20 protein-coding genes are annotated in these 20,998 nt (G+C 72.8%); 12 read left to right on the top strand and 8 right to left on the bottom strand.

Features of this window, described 5'->3' with window-relative positions:
- Positions 1–143: 143 nt before the first annotated feature.
- The gene (locus tag K6U06_RS15175) at positions 144–551 is read right to left on the bottom strand and encodes a hypothetical protein (protein WP_262322790.1); all 408 of its coding nucleotides are present in this window, start codon (positions 549–551) and stop codon (positions 144–146) included.
- 8 nt (positions 552–559) lie between these two features.
- On the bottom strand, positions 560–2,320 hold the full coding sequence (locus tag K6U06_RS15170) for an acetyl/propionyl/methylcrotonyl-CoA carboxylase subunit alpha (protein ID WP_262322789.1): 1,761 nt from the start codon (positions 2,318–2,320) through the stop codon (positions 560–562).
- Between the two features lie 19 nt (positions 2,321–2,339).
- On the opposite strand from K6U06_RS15170, the gene K6U06_RS15165 reads away from it, so the two are divergent.
- Positions 2,340–3,110 (top strand): biotin--[acetyl-CoA-carboxylase] ligase, encoded by a 771-nt coding sequence (locus tag K6U06_RS15165; RefSeq protein WP_262322788.1) that lies wholly within the window; start codon positions 2,340–2,342, stop codon positions 3,108–3,110.
- A 10-nt stretch (positions 3,111–3,120) separates the two neighbouring features.
- A complete protein-coding gene (locus tag K6U06_RS15160; RefSeq protein WP_262322787.1) occupies positions 3,121–4,230 on the top strand; it encodes a glucose-1-phosphate thymidylyltransferase in 1,110 nt (369 codons plus the stop codon).
- 13 nt (positions 4,231–4,243) lie between these two features.
- Here K6U06_RS15160 and K6U06_RS15155 read toward each other — a convergent pair whose 3' ends face one another.
- Positions 4,244–4,750, bottom strand: coding sequence for a signal peptidase I (locus tag K6U06_RS15155; RefSeq protein WP_262322786.1), 507 nt, complete (start codon positions 4,748–4,750; stop codon positions 4,244–4,246).
- 77 nt (positions 4,751–4,827) lie between these two features.
- Positions 4,828–5,541 (bottom strand): hypothetical protein, encoded by a 714-nt coding sequence (locus K6U06_RS15150; protein ID WP_262322785.1) that lies wholly within the window; start codon positions 5,539–5,541, stop codon positions 4,828–4,830.
- Between the two features lie 175 nt (positions 5,542–5,716).
- Here K6U06_RS15150 and rfbB point away from each other — a divergent pair, with 175 nt between their 5' ends.
- The 8 genes from rfbB (at position 5,717) to alaS (ending at position 14,861) form a co-directional block, all read left to right on the top strand.
- Entirely contained in the window at positions 5,717–6,691 is a 975-nt protein-coding gene (rfbB, locus tag K6U06_RS15145) for a dTDP-glucose 4,6-dehydratase (protein ID WP_262322784.1), read from the top strand.
- A 13-nt stretch (positions 6,692–6,704) separates the two neighbouring features.
- The gene (rfbD, locus tag K6U06_RS15140) at positions 6,705–7,562 is read left to right on the top strand and encodes a dTDP-4-dehydrorhamnose reductase (RefSeq protein WP_262322783.1); all 858 of its coding nucleotides are present in this window, start codon (positions 6,705–6,707) and stop codon (positions 7,560–7,562) included.
- Positions 7,559–8,452, top strand: coding sequence for a glycosyltransferase family 2 protein (locus K6U06_RS15135; RefSeq protein WP_262322782.1), 894 nt, complete (start codon positions 7,559–7,561; stop codon positions 8,450–8,452). Before rfbD ends, K6U06_RS15135 begins: the two co-directional genes overlap by 4 nt.
- A gap of 13 nt (positions 8,453–8,465) precedes the next feature.
- Positions 8,466–9,290 (top strand): hypothetical protein, encoded by an 825-nt coding sequence (locus tag K6U06_RS15130; protein WP_262322781.1) that lies wholly within the window; start codon positions 8,466–8,468, stop codon positions 9,288–9,290.
- Positions 9,287–10,276, top strand: coding sequence for an NDP-sugar synthase (locus tag K6U06_RS15125; RefSeq protein ID WP_262322780.1), 990 nt, complete (start codon positions 9,287–9,289; stop codon positions 10,274–10,276). The genes K6U06_RS15130 and K6U06_RS15125 overlap by 4 nt, the downstream gene beginning before the upstream one ends.
- Entirely contained in the window at positions 10,273–11,226 is a 954-nt protein-coding gene (locus K6U06_RS15120) for an NAD-dependent epimerase/dehydratase family protein (protein WP_262322779.1), read from the top strand. The genes K6U06_RS15125 and K6U06_RS15120 overlap by 4 nt, the downstream gene beginning before the upstream one ends.
- Before the next feature lie 67 nt (positions 11,227–11,293).
- Positions 11,294–12,121, top strand: a complete 828-nt coding sequence (locus K6U06_RS15115) for a class I SAM-dependent methyltransferase (RefSeq protein WP_262322778.1) — start codon at positions 11,294–11,296, stop codon at positions 12,119–12,121.
- Positions 12,122–12,209: 88 nt separating this feature from the next.
- Entirely contained in the window at positions 12,210–14,861 is a 2,652-nt protein-coding gene (alaS, locus tag K6U06_RS15110) for an alanine--tRNA ligase (RefSeq protein ID WP_262322777.1), read from the top strand.
- Positions 14,862–14,956: 95 nt separating this feature from the next.
- On the opposite strand, the gene cofE is transcribed toward alaS, so the two are convergent.
- Both cofE and cofD read right to left on the bottom strand, forming a co-directional pair.
- The gene (cofE, locus tag K6U06_RS15105) at positions 14,957–15,655 is read right to left on the bottom strand and encodes a coenzyme F420-0:L-glutamate ligase (RefSeq protein WP_262322776.1); all 699 of its coding nucleotides are present in this window, start codon (positions 15,653–15,655) and stop codon (positions 14,957–14,959) included.
- Positions 15,652–16,635 (bottom strand): 2-phospho-L-lactate transferase, encoded by a 984-nt coding sequence (cofD, locus tag K6U06_RS15100; RefSeq protein WP_262322775.1) that lies wholly within the window; start codon positions 16,633–16,635, stop codon positions 15,652–15,654. Before cofD ends, cofE begins: the two co-directional genes overlap by 4 nt.
- A gap of 66 nt (positions 16,636–16,701) precedes the next feature.
- Here cofD and K6U06_RS15095 point away from each other — a divergent pair, with 66 nt between their 5' ends.
- Entirely contained in the window at positions 16,702–17,730 is a 1,029-nt protein-coding gene (locus K6U06_RS15095; protein ID WP_262322774.1) for a glycosyltransferase, read from the top strand.
- Here K6U06_RS15095 and K6U06_RS15090 read toward each other — a convergent pair.
- Together K6U06_RS15090 and K6U06_RS15085 are read right to left on the bottom strand one after the other, a co-directional pair.
- Positions 17,703–18,809 carry a glycosyltransferase family 4 protein gene (locus K6U06_RS15090; RefSeq protein ID WP_262322773.1) on the bottom strand — a complete coding sequence of 369 codons (1,107 nt, stop codon included), beginning with the start codon at positions 18,807–18,809 and terminating at the stop codon, positions 17,703–17,705. The genes K6U06_RS15095 and K6U06_RS15090 overlap by 28 nt on opposite strands.
- A 17-nt stretch (positions 18,810–18,826) precedes the next feature.
- Complete coding sequence (locus tag K6U06_RS15085) at positions 18,827–19,993, bottom strand: glycosyltransferase family 4 protein (RefSeq protein ID WP_262322772.1); 1,167 nt, start codon at positions 19,991–19,993, stop codon at positions 18,827–18,829.
- A gap of 99 nt (positions 19,994–20,092) precedes the next feature.
- On the opposite strand from K6U06_RS15085, the gene K6U06_RS15080 reads away from it, so the two are divergent.
- Positions 20,093–20,980, top strand: coding sequence for a GDP-mannose 4,6-dehydratase (locus K6U06_RS15080; protein WP_262322771.1), 888 nt, complete (start codon positions 20,093–20,095; stop codon positions 20,978–20,980).
- The last annotated feature ends 18 nt before the right edge of the window (positions 20,981–20,998 follow it).

Below are 20,998 nucleotides of genomic sequence, written 5' to 3'. Positions count from 1 at the left end.
CACCACGCCCACAAAACGGCGCTCACAACGACCGGTTCGTCGGTCAGTCACACCCGGATGCCCCTCGCTCGTGAACCCGAGTCGCTGAACCCGGAAAACGTGGGTTGTTCAACAGTGTCCTAGTGGGGCGGACCGCCCGAGTCCTAGTGCTCGTCCTCTGAGGGGATCAGCTCGGCGAGGGCGGCCACCATCGTCGGGCGGGGCCGCCCGGTGAGCGACACCTGCAGGGGCAGACCGCTGAACATCTGGCCCTTGAGCGACCAGCGCTTCCATTTGCCTTCGGCCTTGTCGACCCCGAAGGTGGCCATCCGCTCCCACGGGATCCGGGCCACCTCCCCCTTGTAGGTGCGCGACTCGACCCGGAAGTACAGGGCCAGGTCGCTGATCGCGATCTGGACTCGGCCGTTCTCGGGGAACTGGTTGGGGAACGGCGGCGGCATCAGCCCGTAGGGGCGAGTGGTGCCGACGTCGTAGTCGAGCAGCTGCTCGCCTTCGGCCAGCGGCAGCTGGAGCGACAGGCGGGCCAGGAACCGCCTGCCGAAGAGGTCCACGCCCCGGCCTAGTCGGCGCCGATGACGACGACGACATCGCCGGCGCCGACGCTGTCGCCGGGACCGACCTTGATCTCCTTGACCGTGCCGGCCACGTCGGAGGTGATGTTGTTCTCCATCTTCATCGCCTCGAGGACGGTGACGGGCTGGCCGACGTCCACGGTGTCGCCCACCGCGACGAGCACCTTCACGATCGTGCCCTGCATCGGCACCGCGATCTGGCCGCTGCCGGCGGCCGCCGCGCCTGCGCCGCCGGCCGGGCGGGGCCGGGCCGGCTTCTTGGCGCCGCCACCGGCGGCGACGGGAGCCGACTCGGGCACCCACATCGACACCTTGAAGCGCTTCCCGTTGACCTCGACGTCGACGTCGCGCTGGACCAGCGGGTCGCCCTCCGGCGCCGGCGCCGGAGCCGGGCCGGACACGCCGGAGAGGTCGAGCTTGGTCTCCACCCAGTTGGTGGAGTGGGTGACGTTGATGAAGTCGGGGTGCTCCATGATGGCGATGTCGGCCGGGATGGTGGTGGCGACGCCCTCGATCTCGGTCTCGCGAAGCGCCCGCAGCATGCGCCGGCGGGCGGTCTCCCTGTCAGGACCCCACACGATGATCTTGGCGACCAGGTTGTCGTAGAACTGGCTGACCACGTCGCCCTCGTCGTAGCCGGCGTCGGTGCGCACGCCGTATCCGTCGGGCTTGCGGAAGCGGGTCACCGGGCCGGGGGAGGGGAGGAACTTGCCGCCGGCGGGGTCCTCGGCGTTGACCCGCACCTCGAAGGCGTGGCCGGTGAGGGTCACGTCCTCCTGGGAGAAGCCGAGCGGCTCCCCCGACGCCACCCGCAGCTGCAGCGCGACGAGGTCCATGCCGGCGACCTGTTCGGTGACGGGGTGCTCCACCTGGAGGCGGGTGTTCATCTCGAGGAAGAAGAAGTCGCCTTCTTGGAAGATGAACTCGACGGTGCCGGCGTTGCGGTAGCCGCAGGCGAGGGCCACCTGGACGGCGCTCTCGCCCATGGCCTTCAGGGTCTCTTCGGGGATGTTGGGCGCCGGCGCCTCCTCGATCAGCTTCTGGTGGCGCCGCTGGGCGGAGCAGTCGCGGGTGCCGAGGTAGACGCCGTTGCCGTGGCTGTCCACGAAGACCTGCACCTCCACGTGGCGGGGCCAGGTCAAGTACCGCTCCATGTAGCTCTCGGAGCGACCGAACGCCTTCTCGGCCTCGCGCTGCGCCGACTCGAGCGCCCCGGCGGCCTCGGCCGCCGACTGCACAACCCGCATGCCCCGGCCGCCGCCGCCGTACGCGGCCTTGATGGCGATCGGCCAGCCGTTGGCCTCGCCGAACGCCACCACCTCGGACGCGTCCTGGATGACCTCGGTGGTGCCGGGGACGCCGGCCACCTCGGCACGTTGCGCCGCCAGGCGGCTGCTGATCTTGTCGCCCATGACCTCGATGGCCTCGGGCGGCGGCCCGATCCACGTCACGCCGGCGTCGGTCACCGCCCGGGCGAAATCGGCGTTCTCCGAGAAGAACCCGTATCCCGGGTGGACGCCGTCGGCCCCCGACTGCCGAATGATCTCGAGGATCTTCTCGGTGTTGAGGTAGCTCTCGGCGGCGGTCTGGCCCCCCAGGGCGTACGCCTCGTCGGCGATGCGGACGTGCAGGGCGTCGCGGTCCAGGTCGGAGTACACGGCCACGGTGGCCACCCCCAGCTCCTGGCAGGTCCGGATAACCCGGACGGCGATCTCTCCCCGGTTTGCGATCAAGACCTTGCTCAGCACGAGAAGGCAGTCTGTCAGCATGCGTCCTGCCGAGCGAACCCGCGCCGACCTCGCGGCCACCACCAGGTTCGGTGACATCCGCTACTTCGAGGAGATCGACTCCACCAACCGGTGGCTGCGCGAGCAGGCCGACGCTGGCGCCGCCGACGGCCTGGTGGTCGTCGCCGACCACCAGACGGCGGGGCGCGGCCGCCTCGGCCGTACCTGGGAGGCACCGCCCGGCTCGGGTCTCATCGTCTCGGTGCTGCACCGCCCCGCCGGCCTGCCGCCCACCCGCTACCACCTGCTGACCGCCGCCACCGGCATCGCCGCCAGGGACGCCTGCCTTGATGTCGGGGGGTTCGCCCCCGACCTCAAGTGGCCCAACGACCTCCTCGTCGGCGACGCCAAGCTCGCCGGGATCCTGGCCGAGTCGGTCAGCGGCGCGGTGGTCGTCGGGATGGGCCTCAACTTGAGCGACGCGCCGCCAGGAGCGGCCACCGCGGACGCCGCGGCGGGCCACCCGGTCGGGCGCGACGAGCTGCTGGGGGCGTTCCTCCTGCGGCTGGACCGGCTGCTCGGGGACTGGGACGGCGTGGCCGTCGCCTACCGGGAGGCGTGCGCCACGATCGGCCGGCGCGTCCGCGTCGAGCTCTCCGGTGGGGTCCTGACCGGCGTCGCCACCGCGGTCGACGACTCCGGGTGCCTGGTCGTCGCGCCCGACGGGGGCGGCCCGGCGACGGTGGTGTCCGCCGGCGACGTGATCCACCTGCGCGGCGCCGCCGGTCCTGGCGGGGCGCCCGGCCAGTAGCATCCCGTAGGTGAAGGCTCTCATCCTGGCAGGCGGCGCCGGTACCAGGCTCCGGCCGATCACCCACACCCGGGCCAAGCAGCTGGTGCCGGTGGCCAACAAGCCGATCCTCTTCTACGGCCTGGAGGCGATCGCCTCCGCTGGCATCAAACAGGTCGGGATCATCGTCGGCGACACCGCCGACGAGGTGCGCGCCGCGGTCGGTGACGGCTCGGCCTGGGGTTTGGAGGTCACCTACCTGCCGCAGGACGCGCCGCTCGGCCTGGCCCACTGCGTGCTCATCGCCAAGGACTTCCTCGGCGAGGACGACTTCGTGATGTACCTGGGCGACAACATGTTGCGCCAAAGCCTCCAGGGCTTCGTCGACACCTTCGAGGCGGCGCGGGTCGCGGCCCGCAACCCCACCCTCGGCGGGGGCGCGTCCGACGCGCCGGCGGCGCAGATCCTGCTCAAGCACGTCCCCGACCCGCACCGCTTCGGAGTCGCGGAGCTCGACGGGCTCGGCCGGGTGGTCCGCCTGGTGGAAAAGCCCGCCGACCCTCCCTCGGACCTGGCGCTGGTCGGGGTGTACCTCTTCGACGCCCGCATCCACGACGCGGTCGCCGCGATCAGCCCGTCACCGCGGGGCGAGCTGGAGATCACCGACGCCATCCAGTGGCTGATCGACCACGGCTACGGCGTCAACAGCGACATCCTCGAAGGGTGGTGGATCGACACCGGGAAGCTGACCCCGCTGCTCGAGGCCAACCGCCTGATCCTCGAGACGATCGAGCAGCGCCTCGACGGTGACGTCGACGAGGAGTCCCGCATCGACGGCCGGGTCGTGGTCGAGGCCGGCGCCCGCATCGAGCGCTCGACGGTGCGAGGCCCGGCGGTCATCGGGGCCGGCACCGTCGTGCGCGACAGCTTCGTCGGCCCGTTCTCAGCGGTGGGGGCCAACTGCCGGATCGAACGCTCGGAGATCGAGCACTCCGTCCTGCTCGGCGAAACCTCCGTCGTCGACGCCGGCCGCATCGAGGACTCCTTGCTCGGCTACCACGTGAGCGTGGGACGCAGCGACCAGCGGCCCCGGGCCACCCGGCTGATGCTCGGCGACCACTGCAACGTGGACCTGGCGTAATCGCCGGTTTCTTTCACGCCCCGGCGGGGGCTGGGACCGGCTCCTCTTCCCTGGTGTCGAACGGCGCACCTAAGAACAGGTCCCAGAGCAGGGCTATGCCGAGCAGTGCGGTGAGCAAGGACAACGCTCCCGTGGGCTGCTTGAAGTACGCCGAGGCGTAGCCGGCGAAGGGTATGTAGGTCACGACCTCGCCGCGGACCTGTGATGGCCGGATCTGCCACGGGTCTGCGGTTCTGTTGGCATCGCCCTTGGTCAGGATCAGCCCGTTGGTCAGCCCGACCACCCGGTGGGTCACCACGTCGCTCGTGAGGTCGGAATGGCGGAAGGTGATGACCTGACCGGGCTCCACACGGCCGTAGGCCGGCCGGTCGATGACCAGCCCTCCGGAGGCCATTGTTGGGGACATCGATCCGGTGTGGATGATGAACGCCCGGTAGCCGCGCGCCCAAAGGGTTCCTCCCACTCCGGCGACGGACAGGAACAACACGACGAGTGCTGCCCCGGCGATGCGTTTGGCCACCTCTGCTCCTCGCTGCTAATCGGGCGGGTGGCGGGCGGCGAGGTCAGTCTCGCCGCCCGCCACCCCCGAACCGTGCGTTAGCTGCCTTGCTGACCACCGAACGGGCCGGGTCCGCTGTTGTTGGGATCGCCGGGGGCGATGCCGTGCTGGGTGGCGACGATCTGGAAGCCCACCAGCGGGGTGGAAGGCGCGTCCTGCGGCCCGGTGAGCAGCCCGGTGTAGCCGAAGGTCACCGTGGCGCTGCCGTTGTAGCCGCCCGGTAGGTTGGAGCCGAGCAGGATGGCTTGGGGCACCGGGCAGTAGGGCGGCGGGGGGTTCGTCTTATTCGCCGCCGTCGTGGCGCTGCCGCCGTCACCGTTGGCGTTGGTCGCGCACACCGCAGGGGTTTTGTCGGTGCTACGGGGGTAGGCCAGGTTCCCCGATACGAAACCGAGGCCATGGACGCCCTTCACCTGGAAGAACCCGTACCGGCCCAGACCACCTCCGCCAGTGTCTGTGGGTGCACCGGTGAACTTCTGGTAGCCGCCGCTAGAGGGGAAAACCATCCAGATGTCCTCCGTCCCCGACGACGGCTGGGCTTGGTAGGTGATGGTGTTGGTTTGGTAGTCCCCCGGGAGTAGACCGCTGTAGTTGAGGCTCAAGCTGCTGGTGGGGGCGACCCGGATGTGGCCGGTGGAGACCTGGATGGTCCCGGTGTGGCTGTCGCTGAAGTAGGCGCCGGTGCCCGATGCCGCGGCCCCGACCAGAGCCGCCGAGCCGGCGAGCACCCCGCAGAATGCGGTCACCCGCACAACCCGCCCCTTCGCAGAGAATCTGCCCTTACCCATTTCTCTCTCCTCGCTGTCGCGCATTGATGTCGCGTATCGAACACGAGGGTCCTCTCCGCGCTGCCATGGCGCATCATCAAATTCGATGATCTGTCGCCGACCTGAGACGCCGCGACCCGAGCCGGTAGCCTCCGCCTCCGTGAAACTCCTCGTCACCGGCGGCGCCGGTTTCATCGGGTCCAACTACACGCGTTGGGTCCTGGCCAACACCGACGACGAGGTGACGGTCTACGACGCGCTCACCTACGCAGGCAACCTGTCGACGCTGGCCGACGTCGAGGAGACGTACGGGTCGCGGTACCGCTTCGTGCACGCCGACATCTGCGACCATGCGGCGTTCTCCGCGGCCGTGGCCGGCCACGACGCGGTGGTGCACTTCGCGGCGGAGAGCCACGTCGACCGGTCGATCACCGGGCCCGACGCGTTCTCCGTCACCAACTGCGTCGGCACCAACGTGGTCATGCGGGCGTGCCGGGAGGCCGAGATCGGCCGGGTGCTGCACATCTCCACCGACGAGGTGTACGGCTCGGTGGAGGTCGGTGACTCGCTCGAGTCGGACCCTCTCGACCCCCGATCCCCCTACAGCGCGTCCAAGGCGGGGTCCGACCTCATCGCCCGGTCCTACTGGTCGACCTACGGCCTGCCTGTGCTCATCACCCGCAGCTCCAACAACTTCGGCCCGTGGCAGTACCCGGAGAAGGTCATCCCCCTCTTCGCCACCAACCTCCTCGACGGCGGCAAGGTCCCGCTGTACGGCGACGGGCTCAATCAGCGCGACTGGCTGCACGTGGAGGACAACTGCGCCGGGGTCGACACCGTGCTGCGACGGGGCGAGCCCGGCGAGATCTACAACATCGGTGCCGAGAGCCTCCTCACCAACCTGGAGCTGACCCGCCGCCTGCTGGCCCTGGCCGGCGCCGGCGAGGACCGCATCGAGCGGGTCGCGGACCGCCTGGGCCACGACCGCCGCTATTCCGTCGACTGCTCGAAGGCCCGGGCCCTCGGCTGGGAGCGGACCCGCCACATCGACGAGGCGCTCGAGTCGACCTTCGCCTGGTACCGCGACAACCGGTGGTGGTGGGAGCCGCTGAAGGCCGCCCAGGGCGCCAAGTGACAACCGGCCCGGCGTGAAGGTCCTCGTCAGCGGGGCCGGCGGCCAGCTCGGCACCGACCTGCTCGCCGCGTTCGGCCGCCCAGGCCACCACGACGTCCTCGGCGCGACCCGTTCCGAGATGGACCTCGCCGAGCGCTCGTCGGTCCTCGCCGCGGTCACGGGCTGGCGCCCGGAGCTGATCGTCAACGCCGGCGCGTGGACCGCGGTCGACGCCTGCGAGAGCGACCCCGACCGGGCGTTTCGGGTCAACGCCCTCGGCCCCCGCCACCTGGCCGAGGCCGCCGCCCGGGTCGGGGCCCACCTGGTCCACGTGTCGACCGACTACGTCTTCGACGGGACCAAGGACGACCCCTACACCGAGTGGGATCCCACCGCGCCGGCGTCGGTCTACGGACGCTCCAAGCTGGCCGGCGAGCAGGAAGTGCTGGCCGGGGCGCCGGGCGCGGCCGTCATCCGCACCGCGTGGGTCTGCGGGGTGCACGGCGCCAACATGGTCAAGACCGTGCTGCGCCTCTCCGCCGGCGGGGGGCCGCTGCGGTTCGTGGACGACCAGCACGGCTGCCCGACGTTCACCGACGACCTGGCCGGCATGATCTACCGCCTGGGCGTCGACCGCCGCCCGGGCCTGTTCCACGTCACCAACCAAGGACCCACCACCTGGTTCGGTTTCGCTCGTGACGTGGTGGCCGCCGCGGGCCGGGACCCGGGAATGATCGAGCCGATCACCACCGCCGAACTGGACCCTCCCCGCCCGGCGCCCCGCCCCCGCAACTCGGTGCTGGACAACGCCGCCCTGCGCCTCAGCGGCGTGCCGCTGCTGGCGGAGCACCACGAGCCGCTGGAGCGCACCGTGGCCGCGCTCCTGGCGTGAGCGGGACCGGCCCGGAGGCCGGGTTCGACGCGGTCGTCGTCAACTACAACGCGGCCGGGCACCTGGGCCCCTGCCTCGCCAGCCTGCGCGCCGCGGGCGCCACCCGGGTGGTGGTCGTGGACAACGGGTCGACCGACGACTCCGCCGCGGTCGTCGCCGGCGCCGACCCGGACGCCACCTGGATGGAGACCGGCGCCAACCTGGGCTACGGCAAGGCCGCCAACCTGGCCGCCGCCGCCCTGGACGCCGACCACCTGGTGATCGCCAACCCCGACCTGGTCGTCGGCGGCCACGCCCTGCGGGCACTCCGGGCCCGGCTCGACGCCGAACCCGACCTGGGGATCGTCGGTCCCCGCATCCTCAACCCCGACGGGTCGCTGTACCCCTCGGCGCGGACCTTCCCCGACATGGTGGACGCCATCGGCCACGGGCTGCTCGGCGGGGTAGCGCCGCGCAACCCCTTCACCCGCCGGTACCGGCTGCTTGACTGGGACCACTCCCAGCCGGCCAGGGTCGACTGGGTGTCAGGGGCGTGCTTCCTCATCCGCCGGACGGTGTGGGACCGCCTCGGGGGTTTCGACCCGGCGTACTTCATGTACCTGGAGGACGTCGACTTGTGCTGGAGGGCGTCCAAGGCCGGGTGGGCGGTCGGATACGAGCCCGCCGCGGAGGTGGTCCACGTGCAGGGCGTGTCGGCCAACCAGCACCCCTACCGGATGCTCGCCGCCCACCACCAGTCCATGTGGCGCTTCGCGTGGCGCTCCACCGAAGGCCCCAAGCGGCTGGCGCTTCCCGTCGTCGCGGTCGGTCTGGCCGCCCGGCTGGCCCTCAGCTGCGCGCAGCACAAGATCGGCGCGGCCCGGTCGGTGCCGCCTGTCCAGGCCCAGTAGCCTGCTCGGCGCTATGGGCAAGGCCTCTTCGAGTAAAAAGGTGGCGCGGGCTGCTGGGACCGGTGGCGGTCGCACATCCGGCGGCCGCACACCCTGGTCCTACTACGGCGTGATCGCCCTGGTGGTGGTCCTCGGCCTGGTCGGTACCGTTGTAAGCAGGGAGCACCGAAACAGCCAGATCGCCGGCGCCGGCACCGTCCCGCCGACGGTGGGCGGCACGCCGTGGAACGAGGCGTTCGCGGTGTACGAGTGCGGCAAGTTCGTGCCCAACATCAAGACCACCAAGGACCCGGTGGGCATCACCACCAACGGTGACGGCGTCATCCGGATCCACCCGTACGTGAAGTCGGCGGCCGGCAAGAACGCGACGCTCGGCAAGTTCGCCAGCTCGGTCGGCATGAAGCTCAACGCCGCCGAGCTGCAGGTGCCCGGCGGCCACCTCTACCACGACGGCGACACCTGCGACGGCAAGGCCGCCCACATCTACGTCAAGCAGTTCGCGTACGCCGGAGACCCGAGCGGGACGATCCTCAAGCAGAACCCGACCAACGTATTGCTCGAGGACCAGCAGATGCTGACCGTCGCGTTCGTGCCCGCGGCGGACAAGGGTTCGATCCCGGCCCCGCCGGCTGCGGTGCAAAACGCCCTCAAGGCCGCGGCGGCTTCGACGACCACCTCCACCACCGCGCCCTCCACCGCCACCACCGCGCCCACGACCGCCACGACGGCGCCGACCACCGCAACGACGAAGCCGGCGACGACGTCCACGACGGCGCCGGCGACGACCGCCACGACGACCGCGACCACCAACCCGACGGCGACCACGGTCAAGCCGTGAGGGCCGTGGTCCTCGTCGGGGGCAAGGGGACCCGGCTGCGACCGTTGACCCTCGCCACCCCCAAGCAGATGCTGCCGGTGGCGGGGAGACCGATGATCGAATGGGTCCTCGAGCACCTCTCCGCTCACGGGATCACCGACGTGGTCCTCTCGCTCGGGTACCGGCCCGACGTGTTCGTCGAGGCCTACCCAGACGGGCGCTGCGGGGGCGTCAGCTTGCACTACGCGGTCGAGGACGAACCGCTCGACACGGCCGGCGCGATCGCGTTCGCGGCCCGGGGAGCCGGGATCGACGAGACGTTCGTGGTGGTCAACGGCGACGTGCTCACCGGCCTCGACGTCACCGCGCTGATCGCCTTCCACCGGGCCCGGCGGGCGGCGGCGACCATCGCGTTGACCCCGGTAGAAGACCCCTCCCGGTACGGGGTGGTCCCGACCGACGCCGACGGGCGGGTCACCGCGTTCATCGAGAAGCCGCCCGCCGACCAGGCGCCGACCAACCTCATCAACGCCGGCACCTACGTCCTCGAGCCGTCGGTACTCGACCGCATCGCGCCCGGCGGCCCGGTGTCGATCGAGCGCACGACGTTCCCTGCCCTGGTGGAGGAGCGAACCCTCTTCGCCATGGCCTCCGACGCGCCATGGGTCGACGCCGGCACGCCCGCCACCTACCTGCAGGTCAACCTGGACCGGGCCGGCGAGACGCCGATCGACCCGACCGCCGCGGTCGACGCGTCCGCTCAGGTCACCGCCAGCGTCGTCGGCGCGGCGGCCCGCATCGGCAGCGCCGCGGTGGTCAGCCGGTCGGTGCTCCTCGAGGGGGCGACGGTCGGAGCCGGCGCCACGGTGCGCGACTCGATCATCGGTTGGCGGGCCCACGTCGGGCCGGGAGCCACGGTGAGCGGCGGGTCGATCCTCGGCGAGTCGGTGGCCGTCGCCGCCGGAGAGACGGTCACCTCCAGGCTGGTCCCGGCGCCGGCCCCGTGAGGGCCCTGGTCACCGGGGGGGCCGGGTTCATCGGGTCCACCCTGGTCGACCGGTTGCTGGCGGAGGGTCACGCCGTCGACGTCATCGACGACTTGAGCACCGGCTCCCTGCTGAACCTGTCCAACGCCCGTACCGGCGGCCAGGAGTTCACGTTCCAAAAGCTCGACGTCCGCTCGCCTGACCTGGTGGAGCTGATGGGACGGCGGCGGCCCGACGTCGTCTACCACCTCGCCGGGCGGCCCGACGTGCGCGCCTCGCTCGCCCACCCGGTCCTCGACGCGGAGGTCACCATCCTCGGGTCGATCCAGGTCCTCGAGGCTGCCCGGCGGGCCGGGGTCTCCAAGGTGGTGTACGCGTCGAGCGGCGGGGCCATCTACGGCAACCCGCCCCCCGGCGCCCTGCCGGTCAAGGAGTCCCATCCCCAACAGCCGCTCAGCCCTGCCGGCGTGGCCAAGAAGGCCGTCGGGGACTACCTGTTCGCCTACCGGGAGCTGCACAACCTGGAGTTCACCGCTCTGGCGCTGGCCAACGTGTACGGCCCCCGGCAAGACCCGGGAGCCGGAGCCGGGGTGGTCGCGACCTTCGCCGCCCGCCTGCTGGCCGGGGAGCGCTGCACGATCTTCGGCGACGGGCACCAAACCCGCGACTTCGTGTTCGTCGACGACGTCGTCGACGCGTTCGCCCGGGCCGCAGCGCGCGGCAGCGGGCTGCTCATGAACATCGGCACCGGGACCGAGACCAGCGTCGTGGAGCTGTGCCGGGCGCTCGAGGCGACCGCCGGCGTCGAGCAGCCCGTCGCCTACGGCCCGCCCCGCGACGGCGAACCGGCCCGCAGCAGCCTGGACCCGGCCCGAGCCGCCATCCATCTCGGCTGGAAGCCGTGGACCTCTCTGCCCGACGGTCTCCTCGCCACGCTCGAGTGGGCCCGGAGCCGGGCCCGCCCGGCCTGACGTGCCCTGCGCTCCCGGGCCGGGCGCCTCCCCGCCGGCGCCAGGCGACCCGGGTACGCTCCCGACCATGAGCGTCGCGGCCCACGCCGGCAGTTTCGCCGACCGGCACGAGGCGCTCAGCGCCCTGGCCCGGCCGCTGTCGGGAGCGGGGATCGAGATCGGCCCAGGGCACCAGCCTTTCGCCGAGCTCCCAGAAGGATGCCGGGTCCGTTTCGTGGACCGCTACCGGTCCTGGTACGCCAACCGGCTCTTCCCCGAGCTCGGACGCGACGAGGCGTTCATCTCGGTGGATGTCCGCCTCGACGTCGACCGCAAGGGTCTCGGCCCGGTCCGCTCGGAGAGCGAGGACTTCGTCGTCGCCAGCCACGTCGTCGAGCACGTCGCCAACCCGCTGCGCCTCGTCGCCGAGTCCTATCGGGTCCTGGCCCCCGGCGGCCTGCTGCTCATCTTGGTCCCCAACCGGCTGCGGACCTTCGACGCCGGGCGAACCCCGACCTCGCTCGGTCACGTCGTCGACGAGTACCGAAGCCACGTCGAGCGGGTCGGCCTGGACCACGTCCAGGAGTTCCTGCTCCACACCGGCGAGCTGGTCCTCGGCGCCGGCACCGCGGCGCGGGTTCGCCGCCAGCGCCAGCTGCGCTGGCACCGCCAGCGGTCGGTGCACGCCCACTGCTGGGACGAGCCGGCGTTCTTCGAGCTTCTCGACTGGCTGGTCCGCCACGAGCGCCACGCGTGGGTGCTCGAGGGGATGCTGGCGCCCGACGCCTACCCGGGCAGCCACGAGTTCGGCTACCTGCTGCGCCGCGACGGATCCTTCGCCCTCGACCCGGCCGCGCAGGCCCTCCGCCTCGCCGCGGAGCGCGACCGGCTCGTCTCCGCTTCGCTCCCCACATGACAACCGCCCGGCCCGGGCCGCGCTGCTCGCGTCGCCGGGAGGGCCGGCTGCCGTCACACCCTTTTCACCACCCCTAGACTCCCGCGTCGTGGCCCCGACCAGCAGTGACGCAGTTCGAGAGACGTTCCTTCAGTACTTCCGCGCCCGTAACCACACCGAGATCCAAGGCGCCTCGGTGCTGGCCAAGGACGACCCGACGCTGCTGTTCATCAACTCGGGCATGGCGGCCATCAAGGACTACTTCACCGGCGTGCGGACGCCGCCGACCCCCAACCTGACCAACATCCAGCCCTGCATCCGGACCATCGACATCGACGACATCGGCGACCGCCACCACCTGTCGTTCTTCGAGATGATGGGCTCCTGGTCGATCGGCGAATACTGGAAGGACCGGGCCGTCGAGCTGGCCTACGAGCTGCTGACCGACGGCTTCGGGTTCAACCCGGCCCAGCTCTACGTCACCGTCCACGAAGGCGACGAGGCGATGGGCATCCCCTTCGACGAGGAGTCGGCCTCCGCGTGGGAGCGCGTCGGGATGCCCAGGGACCACATCGTCGCCCAACCGACCGCCGACAACTTCTGGGGTCCCGCCGGCAACTCCGGGCCGTGCGGGCCGTGCACCGAGGTGTTCCTCGACACCGGCGAGGAGTACGGGGAGGCGTACCGGCCGGGCGGCGAGTTCGACACCGAGCGGCGCTACATCGAGATCTGGAACGCCGCGGTGTGCATGCAGTACGACAAGGGCCTCGACGGGAAGCTGTCGCCGCTCCCGTTCCGCAGCATCGACACCGGGTCGGGCCTGGAGCGCATCACCCTGGCCCTCAACGGCTACGACAACGTGTACCAGACCGACCTGCTCTCCCCGCTGGTCACCGCCACCCAAGACGTCCTCGGTGAGCTGGGCGACATCCAGCGCCACCACCGGGTCATCGCCGACCACCTCCGGGCTTCGGTGGCGATCATGGCCGAAGGGGTGGTGCCGGGCAACGAGGGAGCCGGGTACATTCCCCGCCGGCTGCTGCGCCGGGCGGCCACCCTGGCCCTCACCCGAGGGCTGTCGACGGTCGACTTCTCGCCGGTGGCGGAAGCCGCCATCGACCGCCTCGGCGGCGTGTACCCCCACTACCGGACCCGCCAGGACCAGGTGATCAGCGGTATCCGCTCCGAACTCGGCGAGTTCGAGGGGGCCCTACGGCGCGGTCTCGGTCGACTCGACGAGCTGTTGAGCACCAAGCCGGCGCTGACCGGCGCCGACGCCTACGACCTGCTGTCGACCTTCGGGCTGCCCGAGGAGATCGCCCGGGAGGTCGCGGCCAGCCGCGGCGCGGCGATGGAGGAGTCCCGGTACCGGGCGGACTTCGAGGCCGCCCGCCACACCCACCAGGAGCGCAGCCGGGGCGAGGCGCGCACCGAGACCCGGATCCTGCCGTCGTCGATCCTGCCGGCGTCGGTGCTGACGCTTCCGGCCACCACCTTCGTCGGCTACGACCGGATGACCGAGCGAGCCACGGTGCTGGCCCTGCTCGGCCCGTCGGTGACCGACGGGCACCTGGCCGTCGGCGGCGAGGCCGACCTGATCGTCGACCGCACCCCGCTCTACGGCGAGGGCGGCGGCCAGGTCGGGGACCGGGGCAGCTTCACCGGGCCCTCCGGCGCCGGGTCGGTGGAGGACACCATCGTCCACTCCAGCGGCAAGCACATCCACCGGGTGCGGGTCACCGAAGGCACCCTGTCGGTCGGGGAGACCATCACCCTCGCCACCGACGACGCCCGGCGCGCCGCGTCGGCGGCCAACCACTCCGCCACCCACCTCCTCAACGCCGCGCTGCGCCGGGTGCTCGGCGCCCACGTCCGTCAGGCCGGGAGCCTGGTCACCCCGGACCGGCTGCGTTTCGACTTCACCCACCCCAAGCCGGTCAGCCCCGACGAGATGGAGGAGATCGAGCGCCTGGTCAACAACTGGGTGCTCGACGACCTGCCCCGCACCACGCAGGTGATGACCCCGGCGGAGGCCATCGCGGCGGGCGCCACGTCGCTCGAAGGCGAGTCCTACCCCGACGACGTCCGGGTGGTCAGCTTCGGCGGCGACCCCGCCGCTGGGTTTGCCACCACCGTGTCCACCGAGCTGTGCGGAGGCACCCACGTCACCCACAGCGGCCAGCTCGGCCTGCTGCGGATCGTGTCCCAAGAGAGCGTCGCCTCCGGGGTCCGGCGGATCACCGCCTACACCCGCCACGCCGCCCTCGAGCACACCCTCGAGCAGGGCCGCACGCTGGCCACCGTGGCCGGCATCGCCCAATCGTCGCCGCGCGACGTCGTCGAGGCCGTCGAGCGTCTGGCGACGCGGGCCGCGGCCAAGGCCGCCGAACGCAAGAGCGGCCCGACCCAGGTCGACACCGACGCGGTGAGCGCCCTCACCGTCGGCGGCGTGGACCTGGCCCTCGCCGCGGTGCCCCCCGACCAGGTCGGCGGCCTCCGCGGCGCGGCGTCAGGTCTGGCCAAGACCGCGGACCGCGTCGCGGTTCTCTGGACCGACGCCGAGCCCTCGACCATGGCGGTGGCCGTCCCGGCCCGCTACCAGGGGGTCGTCAACGCCAACACGTTGCTGCGGGGGGTCCTGGCCGTCCTCGGGGGCAAGGGCGGCGGCAACGACACGTTGGCGCAAGGCGGCGGGGCCCGCCGGCCCGACCCTGACGCGCTGGGCGCGACGCTGGCCGGGATGCTGCCCCCGGCAAGCTGAGCCGGGAAGCGCCGTTGGCCGCCCGCCGGCGATGGCTCACCGCCGCGGCGTGGACCGCCGGCATCGTCGGGCTGTCGGGTCTGGGCCCGCTGGAGCTACCGGAACAGGTCCTCGGCGGGCGCCCGGACGATCTCGTCGCGCACCGACGAGTCCCGCATCCACGACGGGTCGACGCCGCGCACGATCGCCACGGGTACCGCGGTGGCCTTGCCCATGACCAGCTCGGCCGCGGCCGCGATCTCGTCGGCCACGCACACCTCGGTGACCTTTAGCTCGCGGCCGAGCGCGTCGGTGCTGCCCCGCAAGTCGACCACCGCGGCGACGCCGGCGGTGCCGATGGCCACGTCGGTCACGCCGCGCCGCCACGTCCGCCCGAACGTGTCGGAGACGATCACCCCGACCTCCCGGCCGGTCCGGGCCCGCAGACCGTCGCGGATCCGCCGGGCGCTGCGGTCGCTGTCGAGGGGGAGCAGCGCCGCCCACCCCCGCTCCACGTTGGAGAGGTCCACGCCGGCGTTGGCGCAGATGAACCCGTGGCGGGTCTCGGTCAGCAGCAGGTCCCCCCGCCGGCGCAGCACCCGGACCGACTCGTCGAGGACCAGCTGCTTGTGACCGACCGGGTCGCTGGCGTCGACCGGCGCCAGGCGGCCCTCGGCTTTCGAGACGACCTTCTGGGTGACCACCACCACGTCACCGTCGAGCAGGACGGCGTCGGACGCCGCGATCAGGTCCGCGATCCGGTCGCCGGGGGTCACCTCCGGGATCCCGAGCACAGGGATGATGCTGAGGGTCACCGCCGGGGTCCGGCGCCGGCGGCTTCGAGAGCGTCGAGGACGGTGCGGCCCAGCCCGGCCGCTTCCTGCGGGCCGCTCATGATCGTCGGCGCGACCACGCAGCGCATCCCCGCTGCTTCGACCTCGCCGGCCCGTCCGGCGTCGGCGGTGTCGACCAGCAGCGTGGCCGCGTAAGGGGCCCACATGCGGGCCACGCCGACGACCGACGCCTCGTGGCCGAGGTCCGCCAGGATGGTGTCGGCCGGTCCCTTGAGCGCCCGGCCGGCGATGATCGGCGACACCGCGACGGTCGCGTCCCGCCGGCGGGCGACCGCGTCGCCGATGCCGCCGGTGGCCAGCACCGGGCCGATCGACAGGATCGGGTTGGACGGGCAGATGATCACCCCGTCGGCCTGCCCGATGGCGTCTAGGACCCCGGGGGCCGCCGCGGCGGCGCGCCGGCCGGGCTCGGCGGTCACTCCCCGGGGGGTGACCGCCAGGACCGGCACCGAGTGGCGGCGGCCGACGAAGTACTCCTGGAACCCGAGCTCCACCGAGGCGCCGCCCTCCTCGACTGTCACCCTGGTCTCGACCCGGTCGTCCGACATCGGCAGGACCGTCACCCGCAGCCCCCAGCGGGCGGCGATCTCGGCGGTCACCTGGCTCAGGGTGGCCCCCTCCGCCAGGCGGCTGGTGCGGAACATGTGGGTGCCGAGGTCGTGGTCGCCGAGGTTGAACCACGCCAGGCGGTCGCCTCCGTAGGCCCGCAGGTCGGCCATCGCCCCCCAGGTCTCGCCGACTCGCCCCCACCCGGTCTCCGGGTTGATCTGGCCGGCCAGGGTGTAGACGACGGTGTCGAGGTCGGGGCTGACGTGCAGCCCGTGCAGCACCGTGTCGTCACCGGTGTTGACCACGGCGGTGATCCCGGCCGGATCGGTCACCGAGCTGAGAGCGGCGAGCATCCGGGCCGCCCCGACGCCCCCGGCGATGGCTACGAGCACCCCGACACCCTACGGGACGCCGCCCCAGCGGCGCGACCCGCCCCGGGCTCGTAGGCTCACCGGCTCGTGGACCCCGCGACTGGCGACGAGCGGCGCGTCGTGCAGGTGATGCGCCGGCCGTTCCCCGGCCACTACAGCATCGAACGGGTCTTCGAGCAGCTCCGCCCCGAGCTGCGCCGGCAGGGCTACGACGTGGAGGCGGTCACCGTCTCCGACTTCAGTCAGGGCTTCCGCCCTCGGCTGCGCGCCGCGCTCGAAGCGGCGCGCATCCACGCCCCGGTCGTTCACGTCACCGGCGACATCACCTACGCCGCGCTCCTCCGCCGGCGGCGGGGCACGGTGCTCACCGTCCACGACACCGAGTTCCTCGACCGGGCCGGGCCGGCCAAGCGGTTCGTCTACAAGTGGCTGTGGCTGCGCCTGCCGGTGTGGCGGGCCGAGGCGGTGACGGTGGTCAGCGACGCGACCCGAGCGGACCTCGAGGCGTTGGTGCGGACCCGTCCGGGAAAGGTGCGGGTCGTGCCCAACCCGGTGTCGGCGGCGCTGGTCGCCGCGCCCGAGCAGCCGCGACCGGTGCCGCCCGAACCGGTAGTGCTGATGATCGGCACCCGGCCGAACAAGAACGTGGTCCGCTCGCTCGAGGCGCTGACCGGCACCGGCTGCCGGGTGGTGCTCGTCGGCGACCCCAACGCCGAGGAGGCCGCGGCGATCGACCGCAGCGGCCTGCCCGTCGAGGTCCGCACCGACGTCGACGACGACGGGCTGCGGGCCTGCTACGAGGACTGCGACGTGCTGCTGTTCGCGTCGACCAAGGAGGGTTTCGGGATCCCGGTCCTCGAAGCCCAGGCCATGGGCCGCCCGGTGGTGACCAGCGACATCGCGCCGCTGGCGGGGGTCGCCGGGCCGGGCGGCGCGGCGCTGGTCGACCCCCACGACCCGGCGTCCATCCGGGCCGGGGTCAAGCGGGTGCTCTCCGACGACGCGTACCGCCGGGCGCTGGTGGACCAGGGGCGGATCAACGTCGCCGGGTACTCCCCGGGCGCGGTCGCCGCCCGTTACGGCGCGGTCTACGACGAGGTCGCCAGGCGCCGGTAGATGTCGGCCAGCCCTGCCGCGGTGGCGTCCCAGGTGAAGCGGGCGACGTGGCGCCGGCCCGCCGCGACTCGCTCCTGGCGGTGGGCCCGGTCGGTCACCAGCCGCTCCAGGGCCCCGGCCCAGCCGTCCACGTCGGTGGGGTCGAGCAGCTGCGCTCCGGGCCCGGCGACCTCCGCCAGGGCCCCGGCCCGGCTCACCAGCGCCGGCACGCCGAGGGTCATGGCTTCCAGCGGCGGCAGCCCGAAACCCTCGTAGAGCGACGGGTAGGCCAGGACCGTGGCCCCGGCCAGCAGCGTCACCCGGGCCGGGTCGTCGAGCGCGCCGGGCACGACGACCCGGGCCGCGACTTGCGGGTCGAGGCGTTCCATCGCGGCGCGCACCGCCGGCGTGGCCGGCCCCGGCGGGCCGGCCAGCACCAACAGCAGGTCGGCGATGCCTCCCGCGATGCGCCCGAACGCCTCGACCAGCATCGGCAGGTTCTTGCGTTCCACCTGGTCGCCGAGGGCCAGCACGTAGGGGCGCCCGGCGACCGCGGCGGCCAGCGCGGCGGGCAGCGGCCCGGGATCGGACAGGTCGGGGACCGCGAAGGGCACCACCGTGATCCGCCCGGCGGCCAGCAGCCCGGGCCCGAGGTGCTCCTCCACCTCCGAAGCCAGCTGCGAGGTGGTCACGTGCAGGTGGGCTCCCCTGGCGATCGCCCGGCGCAGCATGCCCGGGAACGTCGAGGTGACCGCGTCGGCGGTGGAGGGGTGGAGCAAGAAGCCGATGTCGTGGACGCTGAGCAGGACCGGCCGGCGGGTGGGGCCGACGGTGAAGTTGGTGGCGTGGACCACCTCCGCGGCGGGCAGCCAGCGGTCCATCGACACCCGGTTGGTGCGCGACCACACCTGGATCAGCGCCCGGGTCGGGACCCGGATGGGGCGGGTCCCGGCCGGCAGGGTGCCGTCGGCGGTCATCCCGATCGCGTACGGCCGCGGCTGGATGGACGGGCGGAGCCGGGCGATCCCCTCCCACATGCCGGCGGTGGAGCGGCCCATCCCGGTGCGGAAGCCGAGCAGGGGGGTGACGTCGAAGGCCACCCTCACCGCCTCCGCGGTCATCGCCGCCAGAGCGGGACCGCCGGGGCGCCCACCAGGCCGTCGAACAGCTCGCAGAAGCTCATCGTCTCCCCCAGGTCCGGGACCAGGCGGGGCCGCTGGCGGCGCCGGGCGGAGGAGGTGACCGGCGCCAGCAATTCGAGGAGAGCCGCGGCGGTGGCCTGCGGGTCGGAGAAGGGGACCAGGCGCCCGGCCCGGTCGCTCGGCTCGTCGCCCCCTTCGGGCACCACCCGGGCCAGGATCTCCACCGGTCCGCCGCCGGCGGTGGCGACGACCGGGCACCCCGACGACAGCGCCTCGACCAGGCCCAGCCCGAAAGGCTCGGGGAGGGTCGACACCTGAGCGAAGACGTCGAGGTCGGCGAGCATGTCGGGGATGTCGCGCCGGGCGCCCAGCCAGCGCACGCCGAGCGCCTCCGCCCGGCGAGCCAGGCCGGCCGCGTAGCCGTCCTTGCCGCCGACGGGGTCGCCGGCGACGACCACCTCGATGTCGGGGCGGGCCTCCCGGAGGAGCGGGACCGCGTCGAGGAGGACGTCGATGCCCTTCCACGTGTCGATCCGGCACGCGGCGCCGACGACGGGGGCGTCGTCGGCCACGCCGAGCGAGGCGCGAAACCTGCCGGCGCGCGCCGGGGTGAACTCCTCCGGGTCGGGCCGGTCGAAGATGGTCACGACGTTGGCCGGGTCGAGCTGCGCGGCGACCGCCGCGGAGATCGCCACGACGACGGTGGCGTAGCGGCGGGCCAGGGCCCGCTCCACCCGCAGCGCCGCGCCTGACTGGGCGACGATCTCCCGGGCGTGCCACACGTGGGGACGGCGGATCAGCGCCGCCGCGGCCCAGCCGTGCAGGTAGTGAAGCGAGTTGGAGTGCACCACGTCGGCTCGCACCCGGCGGGCCAGGAGCGCCAGGCGCAGCACCGACACCGGCCAGCCGACAACGAAGCGGGCCAGCCACGCCAGGCGGTTACCGGAGAGGGTGATGCGCTCCATCGCGACGATGTGGAGGACCGCCCCGGCCGCCAGGTACTCCGCTTCCAGGCGGGGCCGCGACTGCAGCGCGACGTGGCACTCCCACCCGTCGGCGCGCAGCTGGCGGATCATCCTGATCAGCGCCGTCTCGGCGCCGCCGCCGTCGCGGATGGTCTGGATCGACAGGAGCCGCTTCACCGGCCGGTCCGGTGCGGGCGGGGACGGTCGCGGCGGTGGGTGCTGCTCGGGCAAGGGCCCCGACGGTAGTCGCAGGCGCCGCCCGGTAACGTCGGCGCGGTGCGCGTGCTGGTGACTGGGAGCGGTGGGTTCGTCGGGTCCTGGCTGCTCCGGCACCTCGCGGACTGCGGCGACGACGTCGCGGTCCTCGACCCGACCCTGGACATCACCGACCGGCCGGCGCTGACCAAGGCGGTGATCGGCGCCGAAGCCGACGCGGTCGTCCACCTCGCCGCGCAGGCCAGCGTCGGCGGCTCGTGGGACGACGGGGGGCGGACCTTCGAGGTCAACGCCATGGGCACCTTGCACCTCCTCGACGCGGTCGCGGCCAGCGCCGCCCCGGCCCGGGTGCTGCTCGTCAGCTCCGCCGAGGTGTACGGGCCGATCGGGCCCGACGCCCTGCCCATCGGCGAGGACCAGCCCCTGCGCCCGGCCAGCCCCTACGCCGCGAGCAAGGCCGCGGCGGAGATGATCGGCGTGCAGGCGTGGCTCGGCCGCGGGGTGGAAGTGGTGCGAGCCCGGCCGTTCAACCACACCGGTCCCGGCCAGCGGGCGGATTTCGTCGTGCCGTCCCTGGCCCGGCAGATCGCGGAGGCGGCCCGGGGCGGCGCCCCGGCTCTCCACGTCGGCAACCTGGCGGCCAAGCGAGACCTGACCGACGTGCGCGACGTCGTGCGGGCCTACCGGCTGCTGCTGGAGCGGGGCGCGCCCGGCGAGGTGTACAACGTGTGCTCGGGGCGTTCGGTCGGCATCGACGCGGTCGCGGCCCGGCTCCTCGAGCTGGCCGGCGCCGACATCCCGATCGTGGTCGACCCGGCGCGGGTCCGCCCGATCGACATTCCCGACCTGCGCGGCGACCCGCGGCGCCTGGTGGCCGCCACGGGCTGGGAGCCGGGCATCGACCTCGACACGACGCTACGCGACGTCCTGGCCGCCGCCGCCCCGTAGGGCGGCGACAGCGGCTGG

It is taken from the genome of Acidiferrimicrobium sp. IK (assembly GCF_025499425.1).
Lineage (GTDB): Bacteria > Actinomycetota > Acidimicrobiia > Acidimicrobiales > Palsa-688 > Acidiferrimicrobium.
Note: the sequence above shows the minus strand (reverse complement) of the source record. Positions and strands in the feature narration are given on the sequence as shown.